The organism is Polaromonas sp. A23 (genome assembly GCF_002001015.1).
Taxonomy (GTDB): Bacteria; Pseudomonadota; Gammaproteobacteria; order Burkholderiales; family Burkholderiaceae_C; genus Polaromonas.
The window spans coordinates 40,194-63,000 of the sequence record NZ_MUNO01000022.1 but is presented as its reverse complement, the minus strand read 5'-3'; the positions used below and the strand labels follow the sequence as shown (position 1 = coordinate 63,000).

Here is a 22,807-nt window from a genome sequence, read left to right as displayed (position 1 = left end):
TCATGAAGGGCAGCGCTGGCCTGAACCGCTGTTACTGGCAGGTCTGGCGCTTGGCAGCAGTGTTGGATAAAAAAATAAACAGGTTTGCTTTTCTCTATGGCCATGCTGATTTGGCCTATTTGCCGTCCGCTGTGATGCGTTACCGGCTTGCGGGCATGTCTCCCGTGAAAATTTCCTGCCTGAAGCGGCTGGCCACTGGGTTGCTGGTCGCCACACCCCTGCTGACGGCCCAGGCGGCTGGCCCGGCGCCTGTGGGTGTCGGTTCCGTCCTGCAGCAAATCCAGCCGCCCGAGCGACCCGTTCAGCCGTTCGGCGGAACAGGGTTGTCTGTCAGCAAAGAGAAGGATGCCCAGGCGTCATCAGAAAACGCGGCCATTCCGGTGGACGTCAAAGCGGTCAAGGTCCTGGGCAACACCCTTTTCGAGACGGCTGCCCTGCATGCACTGGTGGCCGAGGCCGAGGGACAAAAACTGACGCTGGACCAGCTAGACGGACTGGCCGCGCGCATAGGCAAGTATTACCACGCCCGGGGCCATACCTTTGCGCGGGCCGTGGTGCCTGCGCAAGTGATCCAGGCTGGCGTTGTACGCCTGCTGGTGATCGAGGCACGCTACGGCAGGGTGGGCATCGATAACCAGACCCGCGTGAATGACGTGTTGTTGCAGGCGACGGCGGCGCCGCTGCAAATTGGGCAGCCGGTCACCCAGGCGGCGCTGGACAAGTCATTGCTGCTGTTGTCGGACATACCTGGTGTTGTTGTGCAGGCGGTCTTGAAACCCGGTGACGAGATGGGCGCATCCGATTTGATGATTCATGCCTCGCCCGGCCCGGGGACGACTGGAAACCTGGCGCTCGACGGTTACGGCAACAGCTACACGGGAAAAGCCCGCCTGGGCGGCACGGTGAACTTCATCAACCCCTTGCAGCACGGCGATGTTCTCAGCCTGGCGGGTTTGAGTTCCGGCCCGGGGTTGAACTATGGACGCGCCAGCTACGACACCTTGCTCAACGGCCAGGGCACGCGCGCAGGAGCCGCTTATTCCTCCCTGAGCTACAAGCTTGGCGGGTTCCTGGAGCCTCTCGAGGCGCATGGGTCTGCCCAAACCGGCAGTTTCTGGGCCAGGCATCCGCTGGTGCGAAGCCCGGATGCCAATCTCTATGGACAAGTCCAGTACGACAGCACGCAGCTGCGCGAGCACATTGACCTCATTGACATGAAGACGGACCGGCATCTCGACAGCTTGACCGCAGGCCTGACCGGGGACTGGCGGGACACGCTGATGTCCGGTGGCATCAACACCTGGAGCCTGGGGTGGACGAGCGGCCGGGTGGGTTTTGATGACGCGCAAGCGCAGCTGGCCGATGCGGCAACGTCAAGAACACAAGGTGCGTTTTCGAAAGTGAACCTGGGTTTTGCCCGCCTGCAGCGCTGGGGGCAGAAAGGCTCGCTGTATGTGTCATGGACGGGCCAATGGGCAAGTACCAATCTCGATCCGTCGCAGAAGATGTCCGCGGGCGGGCCTTACTCCGTGCGTGCCTACGATGTGGGTGCACTGTCGGGCGACAAAGGCATTCGCGCAAGCATTGAGTTTCGATACGACCTGGGGCAGACAGGCGGTGGAAAACTTCAGGCGCTGGCGTTCTGGGACGGCGCACATCTGACAGTCAATCAGCGGCCCTGGACGACCGGTACCAATAGCGCGAGTTTGAGCGGAGCAGGCGTCGGCCTTGATTGGACCGGGCTTCAGTGGCGAGCCCGGGCTTACCTAGCGACCCCTGTTGGGGCAATGCCCGAGCTGGTCAAAGCTGCCGAGTCAAAACGTGTGTGGACCGAGATCGGTTACCGGTTCTGATTGTCATTCTGATGGCCGGATTGCTATTGTTTCAGGAGCTGTCAGCGCCCGATTTATAAGGGCTGGAGGCATATTTCACTGGATATTCAGATTCCTGAGGGTTTTTTGAGCGTCTGCATGCGGTCCCTGGCCTTGAGCACAATGGTTTTGACGTCCGCGCCTTGCAATACCGTCAGCGAGATTTCGCCGTCCGGTGCCACCCGGTCCCACAGCTTTTTGTAGAAGTCTGCCAGCGTGGTGACTTTGGCTCCGTCCACGGCCAGCACCACGTCGCCGGCTTCCAGCCCCGCCAGCTCGGCCGGGCTGTCCTTGCTGACCCGCATGACCTGGATGCGTCCGCCCTGGTCGCTGGAGTTCAGGCCCAGCCAGGGACGGCGGCTTTTCAGGCTGGTCCCTGACTGCTGCATTTCGGCCAGGATGGGACGCAGCAAATCGACCGGCACAAACATGTTGCCCGGCAGGCGCCGGTTTTGCCCGGTCACGTCGGACACCAGCAGCGAGCCTATGCCCACCAGCTCACCTTTCTGGTTGAACAGCGGCGCGCCGCTGTGGTTGGCGCCACCGGACAGCACGGGCGGGCTGGTGAAGAGCGCCGTGTCGATGTGGTATTCCCAGTTTCCGGAGAAAGCGCGCTTGCTGACCAGCTGCGTCATGCTGACGCCGCCATCGTCAGTGGCCTGCGGGCCGGTGACGGCCATCAACGAGTCTCCGGGCTGCAGGCCCTGGCTGCTGCCCAGTGTCGCCACGCCGGTTTCCCGCAGGGGCAACAACGAGCGAAGCAGGCCAAAGCCGGTCGCCAGGTCGTAGGCCACGGCGCGTGCAGGCAGGGTCTTGTTGTCCTGGGTGATGACTTCAATCTGTTCGGCCTCCAGCATCAGGTAGCCGATGGTCAGAATCAGGCCATCGCGGCTGATGACCACGCCGGAGCCGCTGCGGCGCTCGCCCAGGGTTTCGGTTGATCGTGCGCCTTCGGCTGCAGTCACACGCACACCCACGACGGAAGAGTTGGCTTTTGCCAGCGCGTCGATCATTTGCTGCGTGGCTAAGGGCTGCGCGGTGGCGGCCTGGACGGGCGACGTGGCCAGCAGCGCGCTGGAAAGAAGGATGTAGAGCCAGTGACGAAGTGAACACATGACAGACTCCCGAAGCTGCAGAAGAAACTGCGATTCGAGAATGCGCCTATTTCAATGCCGTGGCAAGGAAAGGGTCAAAAATCCGCTTTGGTGCGCAAGGGTCTGGACCTGAAACTCGCGTCCGGCAATACGCTCCAGACAGGCGCGAACCAGGTCGACGGCCTTGACTTTACGCCGCGCGAGCAGGCCGACAGCTTGCCAGGCTTTCAGGTTCATGCCTGCCAGTACCCGCTTTTTCAGGCAGCTGTGTAGTCAGCTGTGCCGGTACTAACCGAAAGCGCGAAGCCTGGCGCACGCTTTCCAGCCTCACCCACAGGTCTGCGCAGGCGCGCCAGGCCTGGCCGGTGGGCAGTTGCTGGGCGGGTGGCGCCCAGGCTTCTCCCAACCAGGGGCCGGTCGTGGTCAGGCGCAGCATGCCTGCGGTGCACACGAGTTCATCACCGGCTGCCAGGTGCAGACTCAGTGGCTGATCAGGCGGTAGCGAGCGCTCAGGGTACATCTGTGCTCACCACCATGTCGACTTCCACCGCCGCATTTTTTGGCAATTGATAAACCCCCAGCGAGGTTCGTGTGTGGCGGCCTGCCTCGCCCAGCACGGCGTGCAGCAGGTCCGACGCGGCGTCGGCCACCTCGCTTTGCTGGGTGAAATCAGGCGCGCACTGGACAAACACATTGATGCGCAGAACGCGGACGATGCGGTCCAGGCTGCCCAGCGACTGGCGCAGCAGGAGCAACGCACGAACCACGCTGACCTGCGCGCCGAGCCGGGCTTGTGCCAGCGTGATGTCTGCGCCGGCGCGGCCTGCGACCACAACGGTGTCACCCACGCGTGGTATCTGGCCGCTGACCCAGGCAACATTGCCGTCCTGCACCACGGAAACATAGTTGCCGCCAATGCGGATAGGGCTGTCGAAGCTGTAGCCCAGGGTCTGGATGAAGCTGTCCAGGGCCGTGTGCCGTGAAGATGAATTTGACATGGTGTGTTGACCTCCTGCCTCAAGGGTAAAGAGGACCGCCCGGACGCAACAGGCACAGTGGGTGGAAACGCGTGGGCATCAGGCGCGATTGGCGACCTCTGTTATGGTTGATTTCGGCGCTGTCTGTATCTGTTGCGAAACAGCAGTACCAAGCAAGATCAAGTCATGGCCAAGCCCCACCCCCTGCCGCTGTACCAGCAACTGGCCGCCGACTACGGCGAGGCCATTGGCAAGGGCGCGTTGCCGGCGGGCAGCCGGATGCCGTCCGTGCGGGAACTGATGCGCCGCCACGAGGTGAGCCTGTCGACCGCATTGCAGACGCTGCGCCTGATGGAAGAACGCGGCTGGCTCGAGGCCAGGCCGCGAGTGGGCTACTTTGTTCAGGGTGCGGCGACACCGGCACTGGCCGAACTGGCCGACCCGGACCTGCGCACGCCTCTGGCTGCCGACCAGAGCCGCTTTGGCGATCGTTATGTTGGACTCAATGAGCGCATCTCGCTGGTGCTGGACAGCGCCCGCCGCGCCGGTGTGCGGGTGGACCTAGGCGGCGCCACGCCGGGGCCGGGGCTTTTCGACGTGGTGGCCATGAACCGCAGTGCAGCGGCACTCTTGCGGGAGCACCCTGAACTGCTGGTATTGGGCCGTGCCACCACTGGCGCGCACCCCGAGTTTCAAGCAGCCATGGCGCGCCGCGCACTGGACGCCGGGGTACGCCTGGCACCGCAGGATGTGCTGGCCACCAGCGGCAACACCGAAGCCGTGCACTTGGCCCTGACCGCCGTGGCGCAGCCGGGCGATGTGGTGGCGGTGGAATCGCCCACTTACTACGGCTTGCTGCAGGTGATTGAATCGCAGGGCCTGAAGTCGCTGGAAATTCCCTGCAGCCCGCGCACCGGTATTTCGCTGGAGGCCCTTGAGCTGGCGGTGCGCACAGAGCCGCGGCTCAAGGCCGTGGTTGTCATGCCCCATCTGCAAATGCCGTTGGGTACGCTGATGCCCGACAGCCACAAGGCAGGCCTGGTCGCGTTCTGCAGCAAACACGGGCTGGCGCTGGTGGAAGACGATTCGTACCGGCTGCTGCTCGATTCGCCCGCGCCGCCGCGGCCCGCGAAGGCCTGGGACGTTTCGGGCCACGTGATTTATTGCGAGTCTTTCAACAAGACGCTGGCCCCGGGGCTGCGGCAAGGCTGGATGAGCGCCGGCCGCTGGCACGAACGTGTGTACATGCTCAAGTTTGCGCAAAGCCGCAATACCGCGCAGTGGGGCCAACTGCTGGCTGCGCGCTGGGCATCGGCGCCGGCCTTTGCGCGCCACCTCCAGCGCCTCCGGACCAGCCTGCGCAGCCAGCGGGAACAGGCGGCACGCGCTGTTGCCCGCCACTTTCCGGCGGGCACACGCCTGAGCATTCCGCCGGGCGGGCTCAACCTGTGGGTCGAACTGCCGCCGGGCGCCTCGTCTTCGGTGTTGTTCGATCAGGCCCTGCGCGAAGGCATACGCATCGCGCCGGGTTCCATGTTTTCAAATACCGGTCGCTATGACGGTTTTGTGCGGCTGGGTTGCACCCAGGCATTTACCGACGAAGTGGAGCGGGCCTACCGCACGCTTGGCAGCCTGCTGCGCGCCCAACAGCTGGCAAGCCAGCCGGGGCAGGGCAACGCAGGCGACCTGGTACTTCAGAAAGTCTGAGAACAGTCAGCTGATTTTCAGTGAGAGATGGGCAGGGCAGAGCGAGGCCAGGAAGTCCTTCGCGTCAAACGCCTCTCCAGCGGTAAAGACACCGGCAGTTTTCACCTGACCGCTGACAACGCGCGTCATCGCCTCCACAACCAGAGGCGCGCTGAACGCATAAATATCGCGGCCACTGGCAACGGCCCGGCGTTCTTCACTTCCCCGGCGTACCACCACTTCCACCACAAAAGTTTGGGACGACTGGCCGCTTTCATCACTGGCCGTCGGCGTGACTGGATCCGGATGGGTCAGATCCTTGACCGCTGCGACCGTCATGTAGGAGCGGATCTCGGGCGTTTTCAGATGGCGCGAGATCGTCACAGTGTCTGCCATGGTGAATTCGGCGATGACCGGCTGCCTGCCCAGGGGTGCGGGAAACGTCCATTCGGTGGCGGGCGCTGCTTCGGTGACATACGAGAGTTTTCCGTTCGCGAAGACAACCCGGCGGCCGTCCCGGCGCTGCTTCGACACTTGCCCGGCGATCAATGTACCGGGTGTCGGCTGCCAGCTGTCAAGCCCGTACGCGATGGAAATTTCATCCGCCGAAGTCCAGTCACCCATTGCTGCGGTTGCCAGCAAGTCACCCAAGCCGCCGTAGAAGGCCATGGCGTGCACCACCACAATGCCGCCTTCGCGGGCGCGGTCAGCAAATAGCTTGAAGGTGTCGATGTTGGCCTCTATCTCCGCTGCAACATCCAGGTAGGGAATCCCGGCACGCAACGCGGTCTCAATCACTGGTGCAGAGGTGCTGGCAAAAGGGCCTGCACAGTTGATGACCGCCGCCGCACCCTTGAGCGCCCGGTCAAGCGAGGCCGGTTCATCGACCGATGCGGGCCGCACTTCGAGCCCCGCGTGTTCTGTCCCAAAGGCTTCAAGTTTTTTTTGATCGCGTCCGGAAAGAATGGGCGTCCAGCCGCGCCGGCGCAGCTCAGAGACGACGAATCGGCCGGTGTGCCCATAGGCGCCATAAACGGTCACAGCTTGGTTTGATGTCATCACAGGTTCCTTCGATAAAGAGCCGTCATCGCAAAACGCTACAGATCTGTACTCTTTGAATGAGTGTAGAGTACAGATCTGTAGCGTGTCAAGGATTGGCGATGAAAAAAAGTGTTGCAGTACCTCCCGTGGTTGAGGAACGTGGCGCACCGAGCGTGCGGGAGCGCATCCTGCAAACCGCGGCGACGCTGTTCTATCAGGAAGGCGTGAGAGCGGCCGGGGTCGATCTGGTGGTGGAACGATCAGGCGTTGCCAAGACCAGCCTCTATCGGCATTTCGCCACCAAGGACGATCTGGTGGTTGCGTTTCTTGAGCGCGAGGATGCCGAGTATTGGGGTAATTGGGACAGCATCTCCGCGCAACACAAGGATGATGCGGCGGCGGAGCTGGAGGCGCACCTGCGCTTTATTGCCCACCACATCGCGGAGCCGAGGTACCGCGGCTGCCCGTTTCTCAATGTGGCAACCGAGTTTCCGGAGCCGACTCATCCAGCCCGGGCGGTCGCTCTGCGGAACAAGGCAGAACTGCACCGCCGCCTCGATGTTCTGGCAAAGAAGATGGGTATTCGCAAGCACGGGTTGCTGGCCGATCAGCTTGTGCTTCTCATCGATGGCGCCTACATGAACAGCCAGCTTCTCGGAGATAAAGGATCAGCGCATCCGCTTGTGGTGGCGGGGCTTGCCTTGATGCTTGCTGCTGAACAGCGCTGATGCCCGGGCCTGCCGGCTAAAGACGCCGCCAACAAAAAAGGCCCTTCCAAATAATGGAAGGGCCTGTATCTGGTGCCCGGGGCCGGAATCGAACCGGCACGCCTTGCGGCGGGGGATTTTGAGTCCCCTGCGTCTACCAATTTCACCACCCGGGCAGGAAGAAGCGAAGAGGCAAATTATGGCACAGTGCAGGGTATGAATTATCCGACCATCGAAGACGCCATTGGCAAAACGCCTCTGGTAGCACTGCAGCGCATCCAGGCCGACATCAACACCCAACGCAACAATGTGGTCCTCGGCAAACTCGAAGGCAACAACCCCGCGGGCTCTGTCAAGGACCGGCCCGCGCTGTCAATGATCAAACGCGCGGAAGAGCGCGGCGACATCAAACCCGGCGACACGCTGATCGAAGCCACTTCCGGCAACACCGGCATTGCGCTGGCCATGGCCGCGGCCATCAAGGGTTACCGCATGGTGCTGATCATGCCGGAGGACCTTTCCATCGAGCGTGCGCAGACCATGAAGGCCTTCGGCGCCGAGCTGATCCTCACGCCCAAAAGCGGCGGCATGGAGCACGCCCGTGACCTGGCTGACCAGATGGCCAAAGACGGCAAGGGCCGCGTGCTGGACCAGTTTGCCAACGATGACAACCCGCGCATTCATTACGAGACCACAGGCCCAGAAATCTGGGCCGACACGGCTGGCAAGGTCACGCACTTCGTCAGCGCCATGGGCACCACCGGCACCATCACCGGTGTGTCGCGTTTTCTGAAAGAGAAAAACCCGGCGATCAGGATCATCGGTGCGCAGCCCAGCGAAGGCTCGCGCATTCCCGGCATCCGTAAATGGCCAGAGGCCTACATGCCGAAAATCTACGACCCCAGCCATATCGACGAAACCGTGCTGGTCAGCCAGCTCGACGCCGAAGACATGTGCCGGCGCCTGGCGCGCGAAGAGGGCATCTTCGCCGGCATCTCGGCAGCCGGCGCCTGCTGGGTGGCGCAGGAAATCGCCAAAACCGTGAAAGACGCGGTGATTGTGTTTGTCGTCTGCGATCGCGGTGACCGTTACCTGTCCACCGGCGTGTTCCCCGCTTGACGGGTTTTATTGAATAAAAAGTGGCTGTAGCCCTTATCTGTCGGGCGCAGGCAGCTATCAAAAACAAAGCAGAAAGTCCACCTCTCATGACGCACGAATTCAGGTTTTGCCCCAACTGCGCAACCCCGCTCGCCATGATCACCGAGATGGAAGACGGCGGTGAAAAAGCGCGCCTGCGTTGCCCGGCCTGCGACTTCACCCACTGGAACAACCCGACCCCGGTGCTGGCGGGCGTGATCGAATACCAGGGCAAGATTTTGCTGGCGCGCAACGCCGCCTGGACCGCCAAGATGTACGCGCTGATCACCGGCTTCATGGAGGCCGGCGAAACGCCAGAGGGCGGCATCACACGCGAGATCAAGGAAGAAACGAATCTCGACGTCACCGACCTCAAGCTGATCGGCGTCTACGACTTCCAGCGCATGAACCAGATCATCATTGCCTACAGCGCGGTTGGTCACGGCGAGGTCAAACTCTCGCCCGAGCTGGTGGACTACAAACTTTATGCGCATGAAGATGTGAAGTGCTGGCCAGCCGGCACGGGTTACGCGATGGCCGATTTCCTGAAGTCAAAGGGCTACCAGCCGGAGTTTCTGGAGTGGGCGAAGCGGGATTGAGGGCTCTGGAGGCGTGCGGCCCGAAGTTTCATAGCCATTTTGGCCTACAGCCCTTATGTGGCGGTCGTCAGAAGCTATCAAAATAGTAGCACTTCATTTATTTACAGCTTCCACGTCACAAACGGCCATGCTGGATCGTCAATACGGTGTCCCCTCCAACTTTGAAAGGAAACACCATGACTGCTACCGCCACTGCCAGCACCGCTCCCGTCCGTATCGACCTCGCCGTTCCCGACGTCATCCCCGCCCTGCTCAAAGTGCGTGAAGCCATCGACGCCCACGGCCTCGACAAAAAACTTCACCACCTGGTGCACCTGCGCGCCTCGCAGATCAATGGCTGCGCCTTCTGCGTGAAGATGCACCTCCGCGAAGCCCGTGAAGACGGTGAAACCCAAGACAGGCTGGACCGCCTCGTCGTCTGGGCCCATGTGAGCGACTTCAGCGAAGCCGAGAAAGCCGCGCTGGCCTGGACGGAAGCACTGACCGTGCTCGACCACAAAACGGATTACACCAGTCTGCGCGGCCGTCTGCGTGAATCGTTCAGCGACAAAGAGATCGGCGCGCTGACCGCTACCATCGGCATGATCAATCTCTGGAACCGCATCCAGGTCTCGGCGCACTAAGTCAGGTTAAGGCGCACGCACCATGACAGGCATCGCCCCCACCGCCGTGTTTGAAGAAAGGCGCAGGCACCTGTTCGGCCTGGCCTACCGCATCCTCGGTTCGCGGGCCGATGCCGAAGACGCCGTGCAGGACGTTTTCATCAAATGGCTGGCGGCCGACCACGCCAGCATTGCCACACCGGCCGCCTGGCTGACCACCCTTTGCACGCGGCATTGCATCGACATGCTGCGCGATGCCCAGCGCAGCCGGGTCGACTACGTCGGCACCTGGCTGCCCGAACCCATCCACACCCGCACCGAAGACACACCCGAAACGCATGCCTTGCTGGCCTCATCGCTGAGCATGGCCTTTTTGCTGCTGCTGGAGCGGCTCACGCCCAAAGAGCGCGCGGCTTACCTGCTGCACGAGATTTTTGAAACACCGTATGCCGAAGTGGCCGACATGCTGGACATGGAGGAAGCCGCCTGCCGCAAGCTGGTTTCGCGTGCCAGCACCAACATCGCCCAGGGCAAGGTGCGCCACGTGACTCCGCTCAAGATGCAGGACGACCTGCTGGCTGCTTTCCGCGAAGCCATCACCGCCGGCAGCACCGAGTCGCTCGCCAGCCTGCTTTCGGACGACATCGCCGTCAGCGCCGACAGCGGCGGAAAAGTGCCCTCCTTCGAAGGCGTGGTTCAGGGCAAGGGCAGCGTGCTCACGCTCATTGCCACGCAGCTGGCCCGTTACTGGGCCGCCTACGAATGGCTGCCCTGCGAGATCAACGGCGGCCGTGCCATCCAGCTGCGCATGAACAGCGGCGAGATTGTGGCGGCTATCACCTTCGCCTATAACGATGAAGGCAAGGCTACGAACATCTACGTCATGCGTAATCCCGACAAGCTGGACGGGCTGGCCTTCGGGCCGGAGGTTTTGGCATGAGGATGTGGTGCTGAGGTGGGAAATGAGCCAAGAACATCATTTCCATAAGTATTTTATGTCTCCAGCCCTTGTTCCACGGGTGCGGATAGCTATCAAAAATATAGCGATTCACGCAGGTTGACCGACGGCAGGGCGCATGGCCCGTCCGTGTTGTCGCATATCCGGCAGCCTGAGAGGGCGAACCACCGCACCCTGCAGCCACCTTGGTAAACTACGCGTCTGCCTTTGTAGCTCAGTGGATAGAGCGATCCCCTCCTAAGGGATAGGTCGCAGGTCCGATTCCTGCCAAGGGCACCATCTTTTCGCTGTGGTGGCAATCAGGTGCCGAACGGCGATGCCGCTTCAGCCCGCGTCACTTCGACAGCAGGCGCATGGCTTCTTCCAGCCCCTTGATGGTCAATGGGAACATGCGCTGGTTCACCAGCTGCTGGATCACGCTGATGCTCTGGCGGTACTGCCAGACGCCTTGCGGCTCGGGATTGATCCAGACGAATTTCGGGAAGGCGTTGGTCAGCCGCTGCATCCATTCGGCACCGGCTTCCTCGTTGTTGTATTCAACGCTGCCGCCCGGCTGCAAAATTTCGTAGGGGCTCATGGTCGCGTCGCCCACAAAGATCAGCTTGTAGTCCTTGTTGTACTTGCGAATGATGTCCCAGGTCGCAAACTTTTCGCTGAAGCGGCGGCGGTTGTTCTTCCACATGAAGTCATAGACGCAGTTGTGGAAGTAATAAAACTCGATGTGTTTGAACTCGGTCTTGGTGGCCGAGAACAACTCTTCGACGCGAGCGATGTGTTCGTCCATGGTGCCGCCTACGTCCATCAGCAGCAGCACTTTTACGTTGTTGTGGCGCTCGGGCACCATCTTGATGTCGAGCCAACCGGCATTGGCCGCGGTGGATTTGATGGTGTCGTCCAGGTCCAGCTCTTCCACATGGCCTTCGCGCGCGAACTTGCGCAGGCGGCGCAGCGCCACCTTGATGTTGCGCGTTCCCAGCTCCTGGGTGTCGTCGTAGTCCTTGTAGGCGCGCTGGTCCCAGACCTTCACCGCGCTTTTGTTGCGGCTTTTTTCCTGGCCAATGCGTATGCCCTGCGGGTTGAAGCCATTGGCGCCGAAGGGCGAGGTGCCGCCCGTGCCTATCCATTTGCTGCCGCCTTCATGGCGCTCTTTCTGCTCTTCGAAACGTTTTTTGAGCGTTTCCATGAGCTCGTCCCAGCCCATTTTCTCGATCTTGGCCTTGTCTTCGGCGCTGAGCTCCAGCTCCAGGTTCTTGCGCAGCCATTCGAGCGGGATGTCCTTGGTGAAGTCGGCAATCATCTCCACACCCTTGAAGTAGGCCGCGAAGGCGCGGTCAAACTTGTCGTAGTGCTTTTCGTCCTTCACCAGCACCGTGCGGCTCAGGTAGTAGAAGTCGTCGATCTTGTACGCGCCTTCACCGATCTCGCCGTCTTCGAGCTTGCTGCTGTTGGGCCCGACCACGCCGGCCTGCAGCGCCTCGAGCAGCATCAGGTATTCCTTGACCGAGACCGGCAGCTTGGCCGAACGCAGGGTGTAGAAGAAGTCGATCAGCATGACAAGACTCCCTTCAGGATTTGGATGGCCTGGGCTTGTCGAGCAGGTACAGCAACTGCGCCTTTACTTCCGGCCATTCGCCGGAGCGCAGGCTGTACATCACCGTGTCGCGGATGGTGCCGTCCCGCCGCATCGCGTGGCCGCGAATCACGCCGTCCTTGCGGGCGCCCAGGCGCTCGATGGCTTGTTGCGAGGCATGGTTGAAGTTGTCGGTGCGCCAACCGACGACGTTGCAGCCCAGCGTTTCAAACGCATGGGTCAGCATCAGCAATTTGCAGGTGGTGTTGACATGGGTGCGCTGGCAGCGCGCGGCGTACCAGGTGTAGCCAATCTCCACACGTTTGACGGCCGGCAGGATGTCGTGATAACTGGTGCTGCCCAGCACGGTGCCAGTGGCCTGGTCGCGTACGGCAAAGGCAAAGCGGGCATTGGTGTCGCGTCCGGCCAATGCGGTTTCTATATAAGTGCGCGTTTCTTCCGGCCTCGGCACGGAGGTGACACGCAGGTTCCAGAGCTCGCCGTCGGCGGCTGCTGCACGCAGGCCAGATTCGTGCTCAAGCGCCAGGGGAACCAACTCCACGCCGCGGTCGGTCAGGGTGACGGGTTGTACAAAACTCATGCGTCTTCGCTCCGCTTTTTCTCCTGGGCGCGGCGCCAGCGCCGCGCTATCTGCAAGCCCAGGCCGCCGCCTATGCCCACCATGAGGATGCCTACAATGGTGCTGTTGCTATAGCCGGCGGCGAAAATGTCGAAACCGAAAAGGCGGGCCAGCCAGAAGCCGAACAACGCACCTCCGACAAAGCCGACGGCGTCGGACAGGCCTTCGAGCAGGAGTTTGCGGGTGTCGTTGGCCATGGCTTAACGATTGTGGCGCTGCATGAACACCAGTTTTTCAAACAGGGTGACGTCCTGCTCGTTCTTGAGCAGAGCGCCGACCAGCGGCGGCACGGCGACCTTGTCTTCCTTGCTTTGCAGCGCTTCGAGCGGAATGTCTTCAGCCACCAGCAGCTTAAGCCAGTCCAGCAGTTCGCTGGTCGATGGTTTTTTCTTCAGGCCAGGCAGGTTGCGCACATCGTAAAAAGTCTTCATGGCCGCGGCCAGCAGTTCTTTCTTGAGGCCGGGGAAATGCACATCGACGATCAGCTTCATCGTGTCGGCATCGGGGAACTTGATGTAGTGGAAAAAGCAGCGACGCAAAAAGGCGTCGGGCAGCTCTTTCTCATTGTTGGAGGTGATGAACACCAGAGGGCGGTGTTTGGCCTTGATCAGCTCGCGCGTCTCGTAGCAGTAGAACTCCATGCGGTCGATCTCGCGCAGCAGGTCGTTCGGGAACTCGATGTCGGCCTTGTCGATCTCGTCGATCAGCAGCGCCACCGGTTCGTCGGCCGTGAAGGCCTGCCAGAGCACACCCTTGATGATGTAGTTGTGAATGTCCTTGACCTTTTCGTCGCCCAGTTGCGAGTCGCGCAGGCGCGAGACTGCGTCGTATTCATACAGACCCTGCTGGGCCTTGGTGGTGGACTTGATGTGCCACTGCAACAGCGGCAGCTTCAGGGCTTCGGCCACTTCCTCGGCCAGCATGGTCTTGCCGGTGCCGGGCTCGCCCTTGACCAGCAGGGGCTTTTTGAGTGTGGCGGATGCGTTGACGGCCAGCATCAGGTCCTGGGTGGCGACGTAGTTTTTGGAGCCTTGGAATTTCATGGTGAAGAGGGGGTGTGAACGATGGGGTCAGAGGCAATTTGCGGCGTTTAAGCCAGGAAGGGGGTGGCCTGGCAGGCCCAGATATAATCAGCGGCTGTTTTATATAACAAATTCTCACCTGATTGTGCGCGCAAAATGACCAAGCTGATCCCCACGTTATTTGCCATTGCTGTCTCATTTGTGACGGTGGCGGCCCATTCCCAGGACATCAAGGGCGATGTCAAGGCCGGCGAAGGAAAAATCGCCATGTGTATTGGTTGCCACGGCATCAAGGGTTACCAGGCCAGCTTCCCAGAAGTTTACAAAGTCCCGATGATCTCGGGGCAAAGCGCCAGGTACATTTCTGCTGCACTGCAAGCCTATAAAAAGGGCGAGCGCAAGCACCCCACGATGCGCGGGGTCTCTGGCACACTCAATGACCAGGACATTGCCGATTTGTCAGCCTATTACAGCCAGCACGGCGTGGCCGATAGTGCTGCCGCTGCTTCCAAAACGGTGAAGACTCCCAGCCCGGCCGTTGCGGCCCTGCTTGGCAAGGCCAACTGCGCATCCTGCCATGGCGCTGATTTCAGCAAGCCGATTGACCCCAGCTATCCCAAGATTGGCGGCCAGCATGCTGACTACCTGTTTGTGGCGCTGAAGGCCTACAAGACCGAGAACAATCCAAAAGTCGGTCGCGGCAACGCCATCATGGCCGGCATGGCCAAGCAGTACACCAACACAGAACTCAAGCAGTTGGCCAACTACCTTGCATCGGTAGACGGCGACCTGAAAACCGTTCCACAGAGCAAATTCCGTTGAGCTTGAGCCCCCACGCTTTTCACTGCGTGTAATGCGCTGCCCCCCGAGGGGGTTAATTTTCCTAGGGGCGGCCCGTCGGAAAATTGGCCGCTTCGCATTCATGAAAAAGCCGCTGATTCAGCGGCTTTTTTTATTGGGTTCGGGGCCAGCACCATTGGCGGTTTGGCCGCGCCGGATCTAGTGCCGGAGCGCCGCGTTAACCTGAAGCAGGCCGCAACCGAATGCATCGTCGCGTCCCGTGGGGCCCAGGTCTTTTGCGGTTTCGCAGAAATGGTAGGGCGCGGTCATGCTCACTTTTCTCTTGCTCAACCAGTACGCGACGGCGCCTGCGGCATGGGCACTGGCGTAGGAGGTACCGCTGACGTAGCGTGCAGCAACACCCGAAGGCAGGTGCGGCGCGGGCGGCGCAAGGGGTACCCAGATATTGACACCGGGGGCTGCCACAGAAATGTAAGCGCCGTGATTGGCCTGGTTATAAAGCTGCCCTTCAACATCGATCGCAGTAACCGCCAGCATACCGGTATGGCTGCTTGCATAGGCGGCGGGGTAAGCGGGTGGTGCGCTGCTGCCGTGGTTGCCAGCTGCGGCTGTCAGTAAAACATCACGTTGCATGAGCTCGGCGATGGTCATGGCGAAGTTTTTATCGTACCGGCCAGACAGGCTCATGTTGATGATTTGCACACGTTGTTCCAATAGCCAGTCGACGCCTTGGATTAGCCGGTAGCTGGTGGTAACGGTTTGCTCCCCTTTGGCCGACATGACTGCGGCGTTAAAGAGATGTATGGACGGCGCAATACGCGCAATCAGACTTGCGATAGCGGTGCCGTGGGCAGGAGGAGCCGGCAGATCCGAGGTCGCGGCTGGACTTTCTGCCATGAAGGGCTTGTTCGCGAGCGTGACATCACGCAGCCACGCGGTGGGTATCACCTCGGTGTCGAGCATGCCAACGCGGACGGACCGCAGGGCTTGATGGCTGGCTTTTGATGCCGCACCTTTTTTCGCGGGCTGAGGCGGTAAATCCAGCATGCCCAAGGCATATTCCCTGCCGGCGGCACCTGCTTGCGTCCGATACAGATAGTTGAAGTCCACACTAAGCTGAGAAAACCGTTGCTGCCATTGCGTTACCCGCTGTGCAGCCGTGGCATGGTCGGCAAACTGAAACAGCGCAAGGCTCCATCCCAGTGTGTTCAATCGGGTGGAGGCAATTGGCTGCGTATTTTCGTTAGCCAGAGCGTTCAATACATTCTGCATGGCTGCCAGGTCTTTCGACACAAGCAATACCTGGCCGGTCTCAACGTCGCTGGGTGATACCGCGGCGACGCTAAGCGCGCCTCGCGGGGACGGTAATGCCGGGTATCCTGGAACGTTGATTTCACGCCCAGGTAGCGTAACGGTGCCTGGCGGGCTCCCGGGTGCCGTAGTTATTGGCGGTGAGCTTGGAGGTGGAGTTATGGAGCCCCGGTTCACCAAACCGGGGTTGGGTATTGTGGGAGCTGCCCTGAATGAGCCGGGATCAGGGGTGCGTTGTGCCCAAGACCCGGATACCCAGGCTGTTTGCAGCAGCATGATGAATATGACAGTGCGGAGCATGGTCAACGGTCTCCAGCGGGCGTGACGGTCTCAAAAACGGCAGTTGCCTCGCGTTGCAGACGTTGTGCCAAAACCGCCGCATTGCGCGATTCGGGCCCACCATCGTTTGCGGGTTTGATTTGCAGGGTGTAGATGCCCAGCGCTGTCGGGCCCTGCACGATGGTTGCCTTGTGGCGGCGTAGTGTCTCGCTCAATTGTGCTTGTGTCACCGTTGGAGCGATGGTGACGTGCAGCAAAACCCCCGATGAGGCTCCCGATACCGGCTCAGGCGCGCCTGCCGCGACGTAGCCCGGATCTTGCTGCACCATTGTTGCAATTACCACTGCCTGAGCCACCAGTACGGCACAGGCGGTTGCCATGACAGGAATGAGGTTGCGTTGCAGCCATGCCCGCAGCATTTCAGGCCAGGCGGTGCCGGCTGAAGCAGGGCGGGCCAACTTGGGTTGGCGTTGCGCTTCGATGCGTGCAGCAAGCGTTGACCACCCAAGATCGCCGGCGGGCAGCGGGTCCAGTGGTTGGTCTTGAATGGTTCTTCGCATGCCTTGCAGCCAGGCCAGCTCAGCCGCCAATTCGGGATACCGTTGCAATCCGGCGCGTACTTGCGCTGCTTGCGCCTCATCCAGCGTCTGGTTCGCATGAAACGGCAACAGTTCGCGCAACTGTTGCTTGTTAACTGCATCAGTGTCGTGTTCAGTCATGGCGGACTCCGGTCAGCGGGCCTTCGACATCCCTGAACAAGCGCTGCAAACACTCTTTCATTTTGCGGCGCGCATGAAACAGGCGGGTCTTCACCGTGTTCTCCGGGCAAGCCTGCACATGGGCAATGTCGGCCAAAGGCATGTCCTCGTACAAGGCCAGGTGGAGTGCTTCCCGTTGGTCCGGCGGTAACTTGCCCGCGCAGTGGGCAATCATGTCGTGTTGCTCGCGCTGTACCACGCGCTCGAACCCTGTAGGGGCGTCGGACTCTGGTTCTGCATGGTTGTCAGACTGCGAATCCAGTTGCTCATCAAACGACACATGTTGATGGCGATAGCGTTCGCGCAATTTGTCGAGCAACTTGTAACGGGCAATACCCAACACCCATGTGCGAATGCTTGACTGCCCCGCAAAGCTGGCAGCATGGCACCACACTTCGTACAGCGCCTCCACAACCACTTCCTGTGCTTGCACCGGGTCACTCAAGCGGCGCATGGAGAACTGGTAGACCGACGGCGCCAGGGCTTGGTAGAAGCGTTTCATGGCTTGCTCGTCGCGCCGAATAATGGCGGCAAGGTCAGCCTGCAAGGCCTGAGCTTCCGGGGCCGTCGATGGATCAACACGATCTCCCACAATACCTCCCGAACTGATGCCCGTATGGCGAGCGAATCAATGGCACCGAAATTTTGGGGAGTATAGACCTGCATGGCGTGCTTTGTGTGTGGAGAAGTCAATGTGTGTTGAGTCGGTGGTTGGAGGTGAAAGGTTCAATGAACTTTTTGTTTGAACCGCCCGCACAACAACTCCGACTCATTGATGACCCATCATCTGAAAGGAAAACACCATGAAACGCCACCTTCTGGTTACCGCCCTGCTGGCCAGTGTGCTGTCTACCCAGGGCTGCGCCTGGCGCAGCTACTCCAATGATGTCTACACGGACGCAGACACTCAAAAGGCCCACAGCATTGTCATGGCCACGGTGACCGATGTACGTGTTGTAACCATTGAGCGTGGGGCCGGCGGCGCTGGCGCTCCAGCTGGCGGCAGTGTTGGCGCAGCACTGGGCAGCACCAGTAACCATGGAAACGGTCAGCTCGCGGCGTCAGTTCTGGGTGGTGTTGCTGGCAGCTTTGCCGGGCAGGTCGTCGAGGCCCATATGTCGAAAACCAGAGGACTTGAGATAAGCATGCGGCTCGATGATGGACAGCGAATTTCCGTTGTGCAGGCGACCGACGAGGTTTTCAGGAAAGGTGATCGTGTGCAGGTACGCACCGCAGAGGGCAAGAGCCGCGTCACACGCTGAGTGCAAATGCTTTGAACCACTGTGCGGCAATGTCTGACTCACTGGAGCCGCCAGGCAATGCGTCCGGTGGCTTAACTCAACCATTGGAGAACACATGAAACCAATCACCTCGCAAGTTACTGCGTCAATAACTGTTTCCCTACTGTTTGTCTTGGGAAGCGCAAACCTTCCGGCCAGGGCCGCCTCGTCGATTGACGACTTTGAGCACTGCACCTGGGGCGATTTTGGCTGCACCAATCCGCCCCCAGAGGCGGCGGCGCCTGATGTGAAGCCGAATCCTAAGACACCACGCGCTCTTCCATCCGGTTCGCCTGGCCGAGGTTCCTGACCAACGGCGGGGCAGGCACGTTAAGCCTGCTTCTGTTTGATTGCTGTTGGCGTGCATCACCCTGGATGTAACTGGGGATAGAAAAAACTGCTGATGCCCCAATGCACAAATTCAACGGCAGCCCGATTGGCATTGACAATCGGGCTGCCCCTTTCCTGCTCTTCTCAGCGTCCTGGCCTGATGCCTCCAGCCGGCGCCAGTGGCAGTGGCAGTGGCAGTGGCAGTGGCAGTGGCAGTGGCAGTATGCTGTTTTAACGCGCGCCTCAGTTCGTCGGGCCAACACAAAATGCACGTTGCGCATTGTTATTTTCAAAGCGCTCGGCAATTTGTGCGTCGGGATCTGCGGTGATGGTGAAATTGCATAGCGCATTCGACCCTGCTGAATAACATCCCTGTGGAATGGTGACCTTCTTTGCCACGTGCGAGTGAGCCTTTAGCGGTTTTACGGACACATTCACAGTCTGCATCTGTTGCGTGTTCGGATTCACAAACCGAACACTGACCTTGCTGTTCGGAGAGGGCACTGAGCCACGGTTATGCACCTCAAAATAAACACGTCTGGAAGGCCCGCCCAGGCCGTCATTTGAGCCGCAAAACTCAACCAACGGAAAACCTGCTGGCAAACCTGCTTCCTGTGGCGTCTTGTAAAAACGATAAATGAAAAGGTCCGGTAAACCATTCGCCTGCAGGGATTCAGCGGCATTCGGATCAACCGGCGCAGCGGTATTTCCGCCAGGTGGGGGCACCGTCGGAGGAGGTGGCAGCCCCGGTGCCTTGAGTGGCAGATTGGCTGCCGGGGATACGGCAGCCTTTGCTGGTTCTCCGGGTGCGGCATAGCGACGGTCGCAATCGCCAATTGTGCTGGGTGTACCCGGTGGGCAAGGTTTCAGCTGTTGGGCTCCGGCCTGATTGGCGGCATGTACTGCAGGCATGCAGCCCACGCCAAACAGGAATGCCAGCGCCACTGGCACGGTATGGGATACGGCGGATTTTTTCAGAAGAAAAATACTTTGCATGATGATCTCCTTGATGGGGTTTAGGGCCAGAAAATGCAATTCGTCATCAAACGAATCGGGTGTTGCACCCACTGAGTCGACCGGACGCTGTGTTCGGTTCAAATTTTTTGTTTGAACCGGTACCGGTGCAACGCCGGCCCCAGTGACACATTTCACTTGGGACACGTAGGGAACTTTGGAAAGTGGGCGAGGGCGCCGGGAAAATTCCAGGCACCCTCGGAGGTGATTTTGATAACACGGGGAGGCTGCTTTTTAATGGAACACCGCATCGGGTTTTGTGGTTGCAGCCCCTTACCCGGTGTTATTTGCCACCGCCGCTTGTGAGCGTTCCGTAGCAGTCTGGCGGAAAGAACTCGTCCAGGTCATCAACGCCGTTGTTATTGCAGTCAGATATTTCGCGCGGTGGTGCTGATCTCGATGCTGATGATTTCTGTGGCATGTCAGACCTCGGTGGTGTCTCGATGGCGTGCGATGTCTCGCCCATCGCGTAACTGGAGGCTGAAGCGGCAGCGCCGGCAAAGGCTAGCACCAGGCTGGCGAATAGAGCTGTAGATTGCTTTTTCATGATGGATTTCCTTTTTAAAGAAGCTTTCAACCAACCCGGTTGAGGGGAATATCTGGCGACCTGCCCGATGTGGGTGAGTCGGAACTTTTCGGCGTGGGGTTCAAAAAATCATTGTTCCGGTGTCCAATAAGTGCAGGTATAGAGCAGCGTTAACGCACCCTGTTCCGGGCTAGGAATTGAATTGGAGTTCACCTTCCCCTCGGCCGCTGCTTGGGTGTAGTTCGGATTTTTCGGACATCTGATGACCGGCGTGGTGCAAACGAATTTGGTTACATACCCGGTGCTGCCTTTGTTCTCCAACGTCTTGGTGAAGCCAGGCGCACATTGCGCCAAGCTGGCGTTGCCTAATTTATTGGTCGCTATGGGCGGTGGGGGCGGTGTCCCGGGCGCTGCGCGCTTCGCCGGATTGGCACTTGCCATGGGTTGAATGGCACTCAGCCCCAGTGCGGTAACGACCAACAAGGCAGAACGGAAAAATCGGGTTTGCATGATGAACCTCCGAAAGAAACGACACATGTCGCATGTATTCAGTCGCTCCCAATGCGCCACCGGTTCAAAAAATCTGAACCACTCTTTTCTCCCCCTCACGACCCTTGCCCTGAGCCGTTACCCCGTAGAAGTCATCCCTCTCGGTAGAAATTTTGAACCCTTTCGGTACACATCCCGACTCATGTTTCAGAAGGCAGTCAAGCCTGCTTTCGAAACAAGCCACTTCGCGCTGGTGCGAAGGATTCGAGCGAAGACTTTAAGGAGTTCATCATGCGTACCCTCATCACGAGCCAAGCCGGAATTCGTACCGCACCTGCCTGGCACTCTGCACTTATGTTGTTGCTGACCGCGGCAGCCCTATTCGCGGTTTGTGCGCCGGCTCAGGCCAAGGATGTGGATGTGGTGGTCGACTACTCGGCTGCGCCGACGATTTACGTTGAATCCAATGGCGCGCATTACACCCGGTTGTCCTCCGCGAAACACGGGAACCAGCCCCTCCAGTTCAAGGCGCATTTGTCGATATCGGCCGGCCGGGATCGCCTTAAAAACTGGAATGTGGCGCCGCGCATGAGCGCCTATGGCAAAGCCTGGGGCTGGAGCTTTGGCACCAGTCGTCCACCCGAGCCGGATTGGGGCGTCGTGAGCAAGAGCTATGGGGTGGGTGACCGTCCCTCCAGTGTTGACAAGTTCGTTACCATGAATGCCAGCCAGCGTTACGTTGAAAGCTTTGCTGTTGACGTTTGCAATGCCCATGCCGGCACCCTGCGTAATGAGGGGAAAAGCAATACCCTGATTTTCAGCAACCCGTACACGCTGGACGTGAAAACCAGCCACCGATACCAACTCACCTATGTCAATATTGCCGATGCCAACACGGGGCAGCAACCTCAGGAGGCGTCACCGACTTCGGTGGCGAATGCCAAAATCGTCTGCATGCAGTGGGCGGGTGCGCTGGTGCCCCAAGGCACCAGCGACTTGCAAGCGGGGATCGGTGTCACGCAATCGTCGCTCACCATTATTGAAACGGCGACGGCCAATGGTGCCTGCAAGGTGAATCTGTCTGGTGTGATTGAAACCAATGTCACCAACGCACAGGTGAAATTCCGCTACGAACATACGAACGGGAGAAAAAGTGACATCAAAACAGTGACCACCAGCCACTCGAAAATCGCCTTCTTTTCTTATAAATACGATGTGCCGAACAACCCGAATGGCGGTGAAGCAGGCAGCATTCGCATCGTCGGTGTGTCGCCCAAGTTCGAATCAGCCTGGAATACCTATGACATGGAGTGCAACAACCCTGCTCCACAGGGCTTGCAGGCCGCCACGGTGCCCAAGGTCAGCATGAATATCGAACCCGCCACCACCGTCATGGTCGATGGGCAAATCTGCCCAAGCGCGGTGCTGCTGCACACTGCGATCACGGCGGGCAGCGCGTTTCATGGCAAGGGGCTGTTTCTTGGCGACCATTTTCTGACGCCCTTGCAGGATATTGAAGTGCCAGCCAATCAGGTCAAGCATGTATTCGGCAAGCGCGAGCTGGACTGGAAGCCGACTGGAGGCGGATTCGCCGGCACCTTGGCGGCACCGCCCATGGGAGGCAAACCGCCCATGAAGACGCAAAAGATACGCATCGGCTTCAACCTCACCAACCTGGAAGGCAAAGTCGTCGCCCAGGCAGCGCAGAAGTTTTACACCATTACCTGCAAAGAGCCCGTTCTGAATCCGGGCATCCCGCATGGGGATAAGCCCTTGAGCCCCGCGCCGAGAAATGATTCCAGCAAGAACCTGCCACTACCGATTCTGCAAACCCCCGGCGTTTTCAAGCAACAGCCGGTACGCAGCGCGCCCACCCATTCCAGGCCAACGCCGCAGAACAGCGGAGCGCAGCGTGCGCCCGTATCGTCTATGCCACGGGCGCAGCCCTTGAGGGCGCACTGAAGCAAAAAGCCGCTGATCAAGCGGCTTTTTTTTGTGGCCAATTACCCGACGCGCAACCATGGGGGCTCCTTCTCTTTTCAAGCAGGGGCCGCGGGTCCGGCTTAGCCGGCCCGCAGGCGCAGCGGCCCCCTCGGGGGGCAGGCCGCTACACGC

The 22,807-nt window shown here is 59.9% G+C and carries 24 protein-coding genes and 2 tRNA genes; 11 read left to right on the top strand and 15 right to left on the bottom strand.

Annotated elements, in window-relative coordinates:
* The first annotated feature begins 2 nt into the window (after window positions 1-2).
* Window positions 3-1,853, top strand: a complete 1,851-nt coding sequence (locus tag B0B52_RS11680) for a ShlB/FhaC/HecB family hemolysin secretion/activation protein (protein ID WP_254425694.1) — start codon at window positions 3-5, stop codon at window positions 1,851-1,853.
* An 86-nt stretch (window positions 1,854-1,939) separates the two neighbouring features.
* On the opposite strand, the gene B0B52_RS11675 is transcribed toward B0B52_RS11680, so the two are convergent.
* The 3 genes from B0B52_RS11675 to B0B52_RS11665 all read right to left on the bottom strand — a co-directional run bounded on the left by B0B52_RS11675 (window position 1,940) and on the right by B0B52_RS11665 (window position 3,963).
* Complete coding sequence (locus B0B52_RS11675) at window positions 1,940-2,986, bottom strand: S1C family serine protease (protein WP_077593818.1); 1,047 nt, start codon at window positions 2,984-2,986, stop codon at window positions 1,940-1,942.
* A gap of 51 nt (window positions 2,987-3,037) precedes the next feature.
* Entirely contained in the window at window positions 3,038-3,202 is a 165-nt protein-coding gene (locus B0B52_RS22590) for a hypothetical protein (protein ID WP_217349796.1), read from the bottom strand.
* Window positions 3,203-3,474: 272 nt separating this feature from the next.
* Entirely contained in the window at window positions 3,475-3,963 is a 489-nt protein-coding gene (locus tag B0B52_RS11665) for a RidA family protein (protein ID WP_077593816.1), read from the bottom strand.
* Window positions 3,964-4,128: 165 nt separating this feature from the next.
* Here B0B52_RS11665 and B0B52_RS11660 point away from each other — a divergent pair, with 165 nt between their 5' ends.
* On the top strand, window positions 4,129-5,649 hold the full coding sequence (locus B0B52_RS11660; RefSeq protein WP_077593815.1) for a PLP-dependent aminotransferase family protein: 1,521 nt from the start codon (window positions 4,129-4,131) through the stop codon (window positions 5,647-5,649).
* Between the two features lie 6 nt (window positions 5,650-5,655).
* Here the strand turns inward: B0B52_RS11660 and B0B52_RS11655 are convergent, their stop codons facing one another.
* Window positions 5,656-6,687: a trans-acting enoyl reductase family protein gene (locus B0B52_RS11655; protein WP_077593814.1), complete on the bottom strand. Its 1,032-nt coding sequence runs from the start codon at window positions 6,685-6,687 to the stop codon at window positions 5,656-5,658.
* Between the two features lie 101 nt (window positions 6,688-6,788).
* On the opposite strand from B0B52_RS11655, the gene B0B52_RS11650 reads away from it, so the two are divergent.
* Window positions 6,789-7,397 (top strand): TetR/AcrR family transcriptional regulator, encoded by a 609-nt coding sequence (locus B0B52_RS11650; protein ID WP_077593813.1) that lies wholly within the window; start codon window positions 6,789-6,791, stop codon window positions 7,395-7,397.
* 70 nt (window positions 7,398-7,467) lie between these two features.
* Here B0B52_RS11650 and B0B52_RS11645 read toward each other — a convergent pair.
* Window positions 7,468-7,552, bottom strand: a tRNA-Leu gene (locus tag B0B52_RS11645).
* 40 nt (window positions 7,553-7,592) lie between these two features.
* Here B0B52_RS11645 and cysM point away from each other — a divergent pair.
* The 5 genes from cysM to B0B52_RS11620 all read left to right on the top strand — a co-directional run bounded on the left by cysM (window position 7,593) and on the right by B0B52_RS11620 (window position 10,951).
* Window positions 7,593-8,495 (top strand): cysteine synthase CysM, encoded by a 903-nt coding sequence (gene cysM / locus B0B52_RS11640; RefSeq protein WP_077593812.1) that lies wholly within the window; start codon window positions 7,593-7,595, stop codon window positions 8,493-8,495.
* An 86-nt stretch (window positions 8,496-8,581) separates the two neighbouring features.
* On the top strand, window positions 8,582-9,112 hold the full coding sequence (locus B0B52_RS11635) for an NUDIX domain-containing protein (protein WP_077593811.1): 531 nt from the start codon (window positions 8,582-8,584) through the stop codon (window positions 9,110-9,112).
* A gap of 176 nt (window positions 9,113-9,288) precedes the next feature.
* Window positions 9,289-9,735, top strand: coding sequence for a carboxymuconolactone decarboxylase family protein (locus tag B0B52_RS11630; RefSeq protein ID WP_077593810.1), 447 nt, complete (start codon window positions 9,289-9,291; stop codon window positions 9,733-9,735).
* Window positions 9,736-9,757: 22 nt separating this feature from the next.
* On the top strand, window positions 9,758-10,654 hold the full coding sequence (gene sigJ, locus B0B52_RS11625) for an RNA polymerase sigma factor SigJ (protein WP_077593809.1): 897 nt from the start codon (window positions 9,758-9,760) through the stop codon (window positions 10,652-10,654).
* A gap of 221 nt (window positions 10,655-10,875) precedes the next feature.
* Window positions 10,876-10,951, top strand: a tRNA-Arg gene (locus B0B52_RS11620).
* Window positions 10,952-11,006: 55 nt separating this feature from the next.
* On the opposite strand, the gene B0B52_RS11615 is transcribed toward B0B52_RS11620, so the two are convergent.
* From B0B52_RS11615 to B0B52_RS11600, 4 genes are read right to left on the bottom strand one after another with little or no spacing between them, the layout of a single operon-like run.
* The gene (locus tag B0B52_RS11615) at window positions 11,007-12,224 is read right to left on the bottom strand and encodes a VWA domain-containing protein (RefSeq protein WP_077593808.1); all 1,218 of its coding nucleotides are present in this window, start codon (window positions 12,222-12,224) and stop codon (window positions 11,007-11,009) included.
* A 13-nt stretch (window positions 12,225-12,237) separates the two neighbouring features.
* The gene (locus tag B0B52_RS11610) at window positions 12,238-12,843 is read right to left on the bottom strand and encodes a GNAT family N-acetyltransferase (protein ID WP_077593807.1); all 606 of its coding nucleotides are present in this window, start codon (window positions 12,841-12,843) and stop codon (window positions 12,238-12,240) included.
* Entirely contained in the window at window positions 12,840-13,079 is a 240-nt protein-coding gene (locus B0B52_RS11605; protein ID WP_077593806.1) for a hypothetical protein, read from the bottom strand. Before B0B52_RS11605 ends, B0B52_RS11610 begins: the two co-directional genes overlap by 4 nt.
* A 3-nt stretch (window positions 13,080-13,082) precedes the next feature.
* Window positions 13,083-13,925 carry a MoxR family ATPase gene (locus tag B0B52_RS11600; protein WP_077593805.1) on the bottom strand — a complete coding sequence of 281 codons (843 nt, stop codon included), beginning with the start codon at window positions 13,923-13,925 and terminating at the stop codon, window positions 13,083-13,085.
* A gap of 135 nt (window positions 13,926-14,060) precedes the next feature.
* Between B0B52_RS11600 and B0B52_RS11595 the strand changes: the two genes are divergently transcribed.
* Complete coding sequence (locus B0B52_RS11595) at window positions 14,061-14,726, top strand: cytochrome c (protein WP_077593804.1); 666 nt, start codon at window positions 14,061-14,063, stop codon at window positions 14,724-14,726.
* A 177-nt stretch (window positions 14,727-14,903) separates the two neighbouring features.
* Here the strand turns inward: B0B52_RS11595 and B0B52_RS11590 are convergent, their stop codons facing one another.
* The 3 genes from B0B52_RS11590 to B0B52_RS11580 form a co-directional block, all read right to left on the bottom strand.
* The gene (locus tag B0B52_RS11590) at window positions 14,904-15,998 is read right to left on the bottom strand and encodes a S8 family serine peptidase (protein WP_168173540.1); all 1,095 of its coding nucleotides are present in this window, start codon (window positions 15,996-15,998) and stop codon (window positions 14,904-14,906) included.
* A gap of 320 nt (window positions 15,999-16,318) precedes the next feature.
* Complete coding sequence (locus B0B52_RS11585; protein WP_077593802.1) at window positions 16,319-17,014, bottom strand: hypothetical protein; 696 nt, start codon at window positions 17,012-17,014, stop codon at window positions 16,319-16,321.
* Window positions 17,007-17,555 carry an RNA polymerase sigma factor gene (locus B0B52_RS11580; protein ID WP_139351910.1) on the bottom strand — a complete coding sequence of 183 codons (549 nt, stop codon included), beginning with the start codon at window positions 17,553-17,555 and terminating at the stop codon, window positions 17,007-17,009. The genes B0B52_RS11585 and B0B52_RS11580 overlap by 8 nt, the downstream gene beginning before the upstream one ends.
* Window positions 17,556-17,856: 301 nt before the next feature.
* On the opposite strand from B0B52_RS11580, the gene B0B52_RS11575 reads away from it, so the two are divergent.
* Complete coding sequence (locus B0B52_RS11575) at window positions 17,857-18,315, top strand: hypothetical protein (protein ID WP_077593800.1); 459 nt, start codon at window positions 17,857-17,859, stop codon at window positions 18,313-18,315.
* 591 nt (window positions 18,316-18,906) lie between these two features.
* Here the strand turns inward: B0B52_RS11575 and B0B52_RS11570 are convergent.
* From B0B52_RS11570 to B0B52_RS22180, 3 genes are all read right to left on the bottom strand, one after another.
* On the bottom strand, window positions 18,907-19,659 hold the full coding sequence (locus B0B52_RS11570; protein ID WP_139351909.1) for a CARDB domain-containing protein: 753 nt from the start codon (window positions 19,657-19,659) through the stop codon (window positions 18,907-18,909).
* 301 nt (window positions 19,660-19,960) lie between these two features.
* Window positions 19,961-20,224, bottom strand: coding sequence for a hypothetical protein (locus B0B52_RS22185; RefSeq protein WP_139351908.1), 264 nt, complete (start codon window positions 20,222-20,224; stop codon window positions 19,961-19,963).
* A 108-nt stretch (window positions 20,225-20,332) separates the two neighbouring features.
* Window positions 20,333-20,713: a hypothetical protein gene (locus B0B52_RS22180; protein ID WP_139351907.1), complete on the bottom strand. Its 381-nt coding sequence runs from the start codon at window positions 20,711-20,713 to the stop codon at window positions 20,333-20,335.
* A 270-nt stretch (window positions 20,714-20,983) separates the two neighbouring features.
* Between B0B52_RS22180 and B0B52_RS11565 the strand changes: the two genes are divergently transcribed.
* Entirely contained in the window at window positions 20,984-22,654 is a 1,671-nt protein-coding gene (locus B0B52_RS11565; RefSeq protein ID WP_139351906.1) for a hypothetical protein, read from the top strand.
* Window positions 22,655-22,807 lie beyond the last annotated feature (153 nt).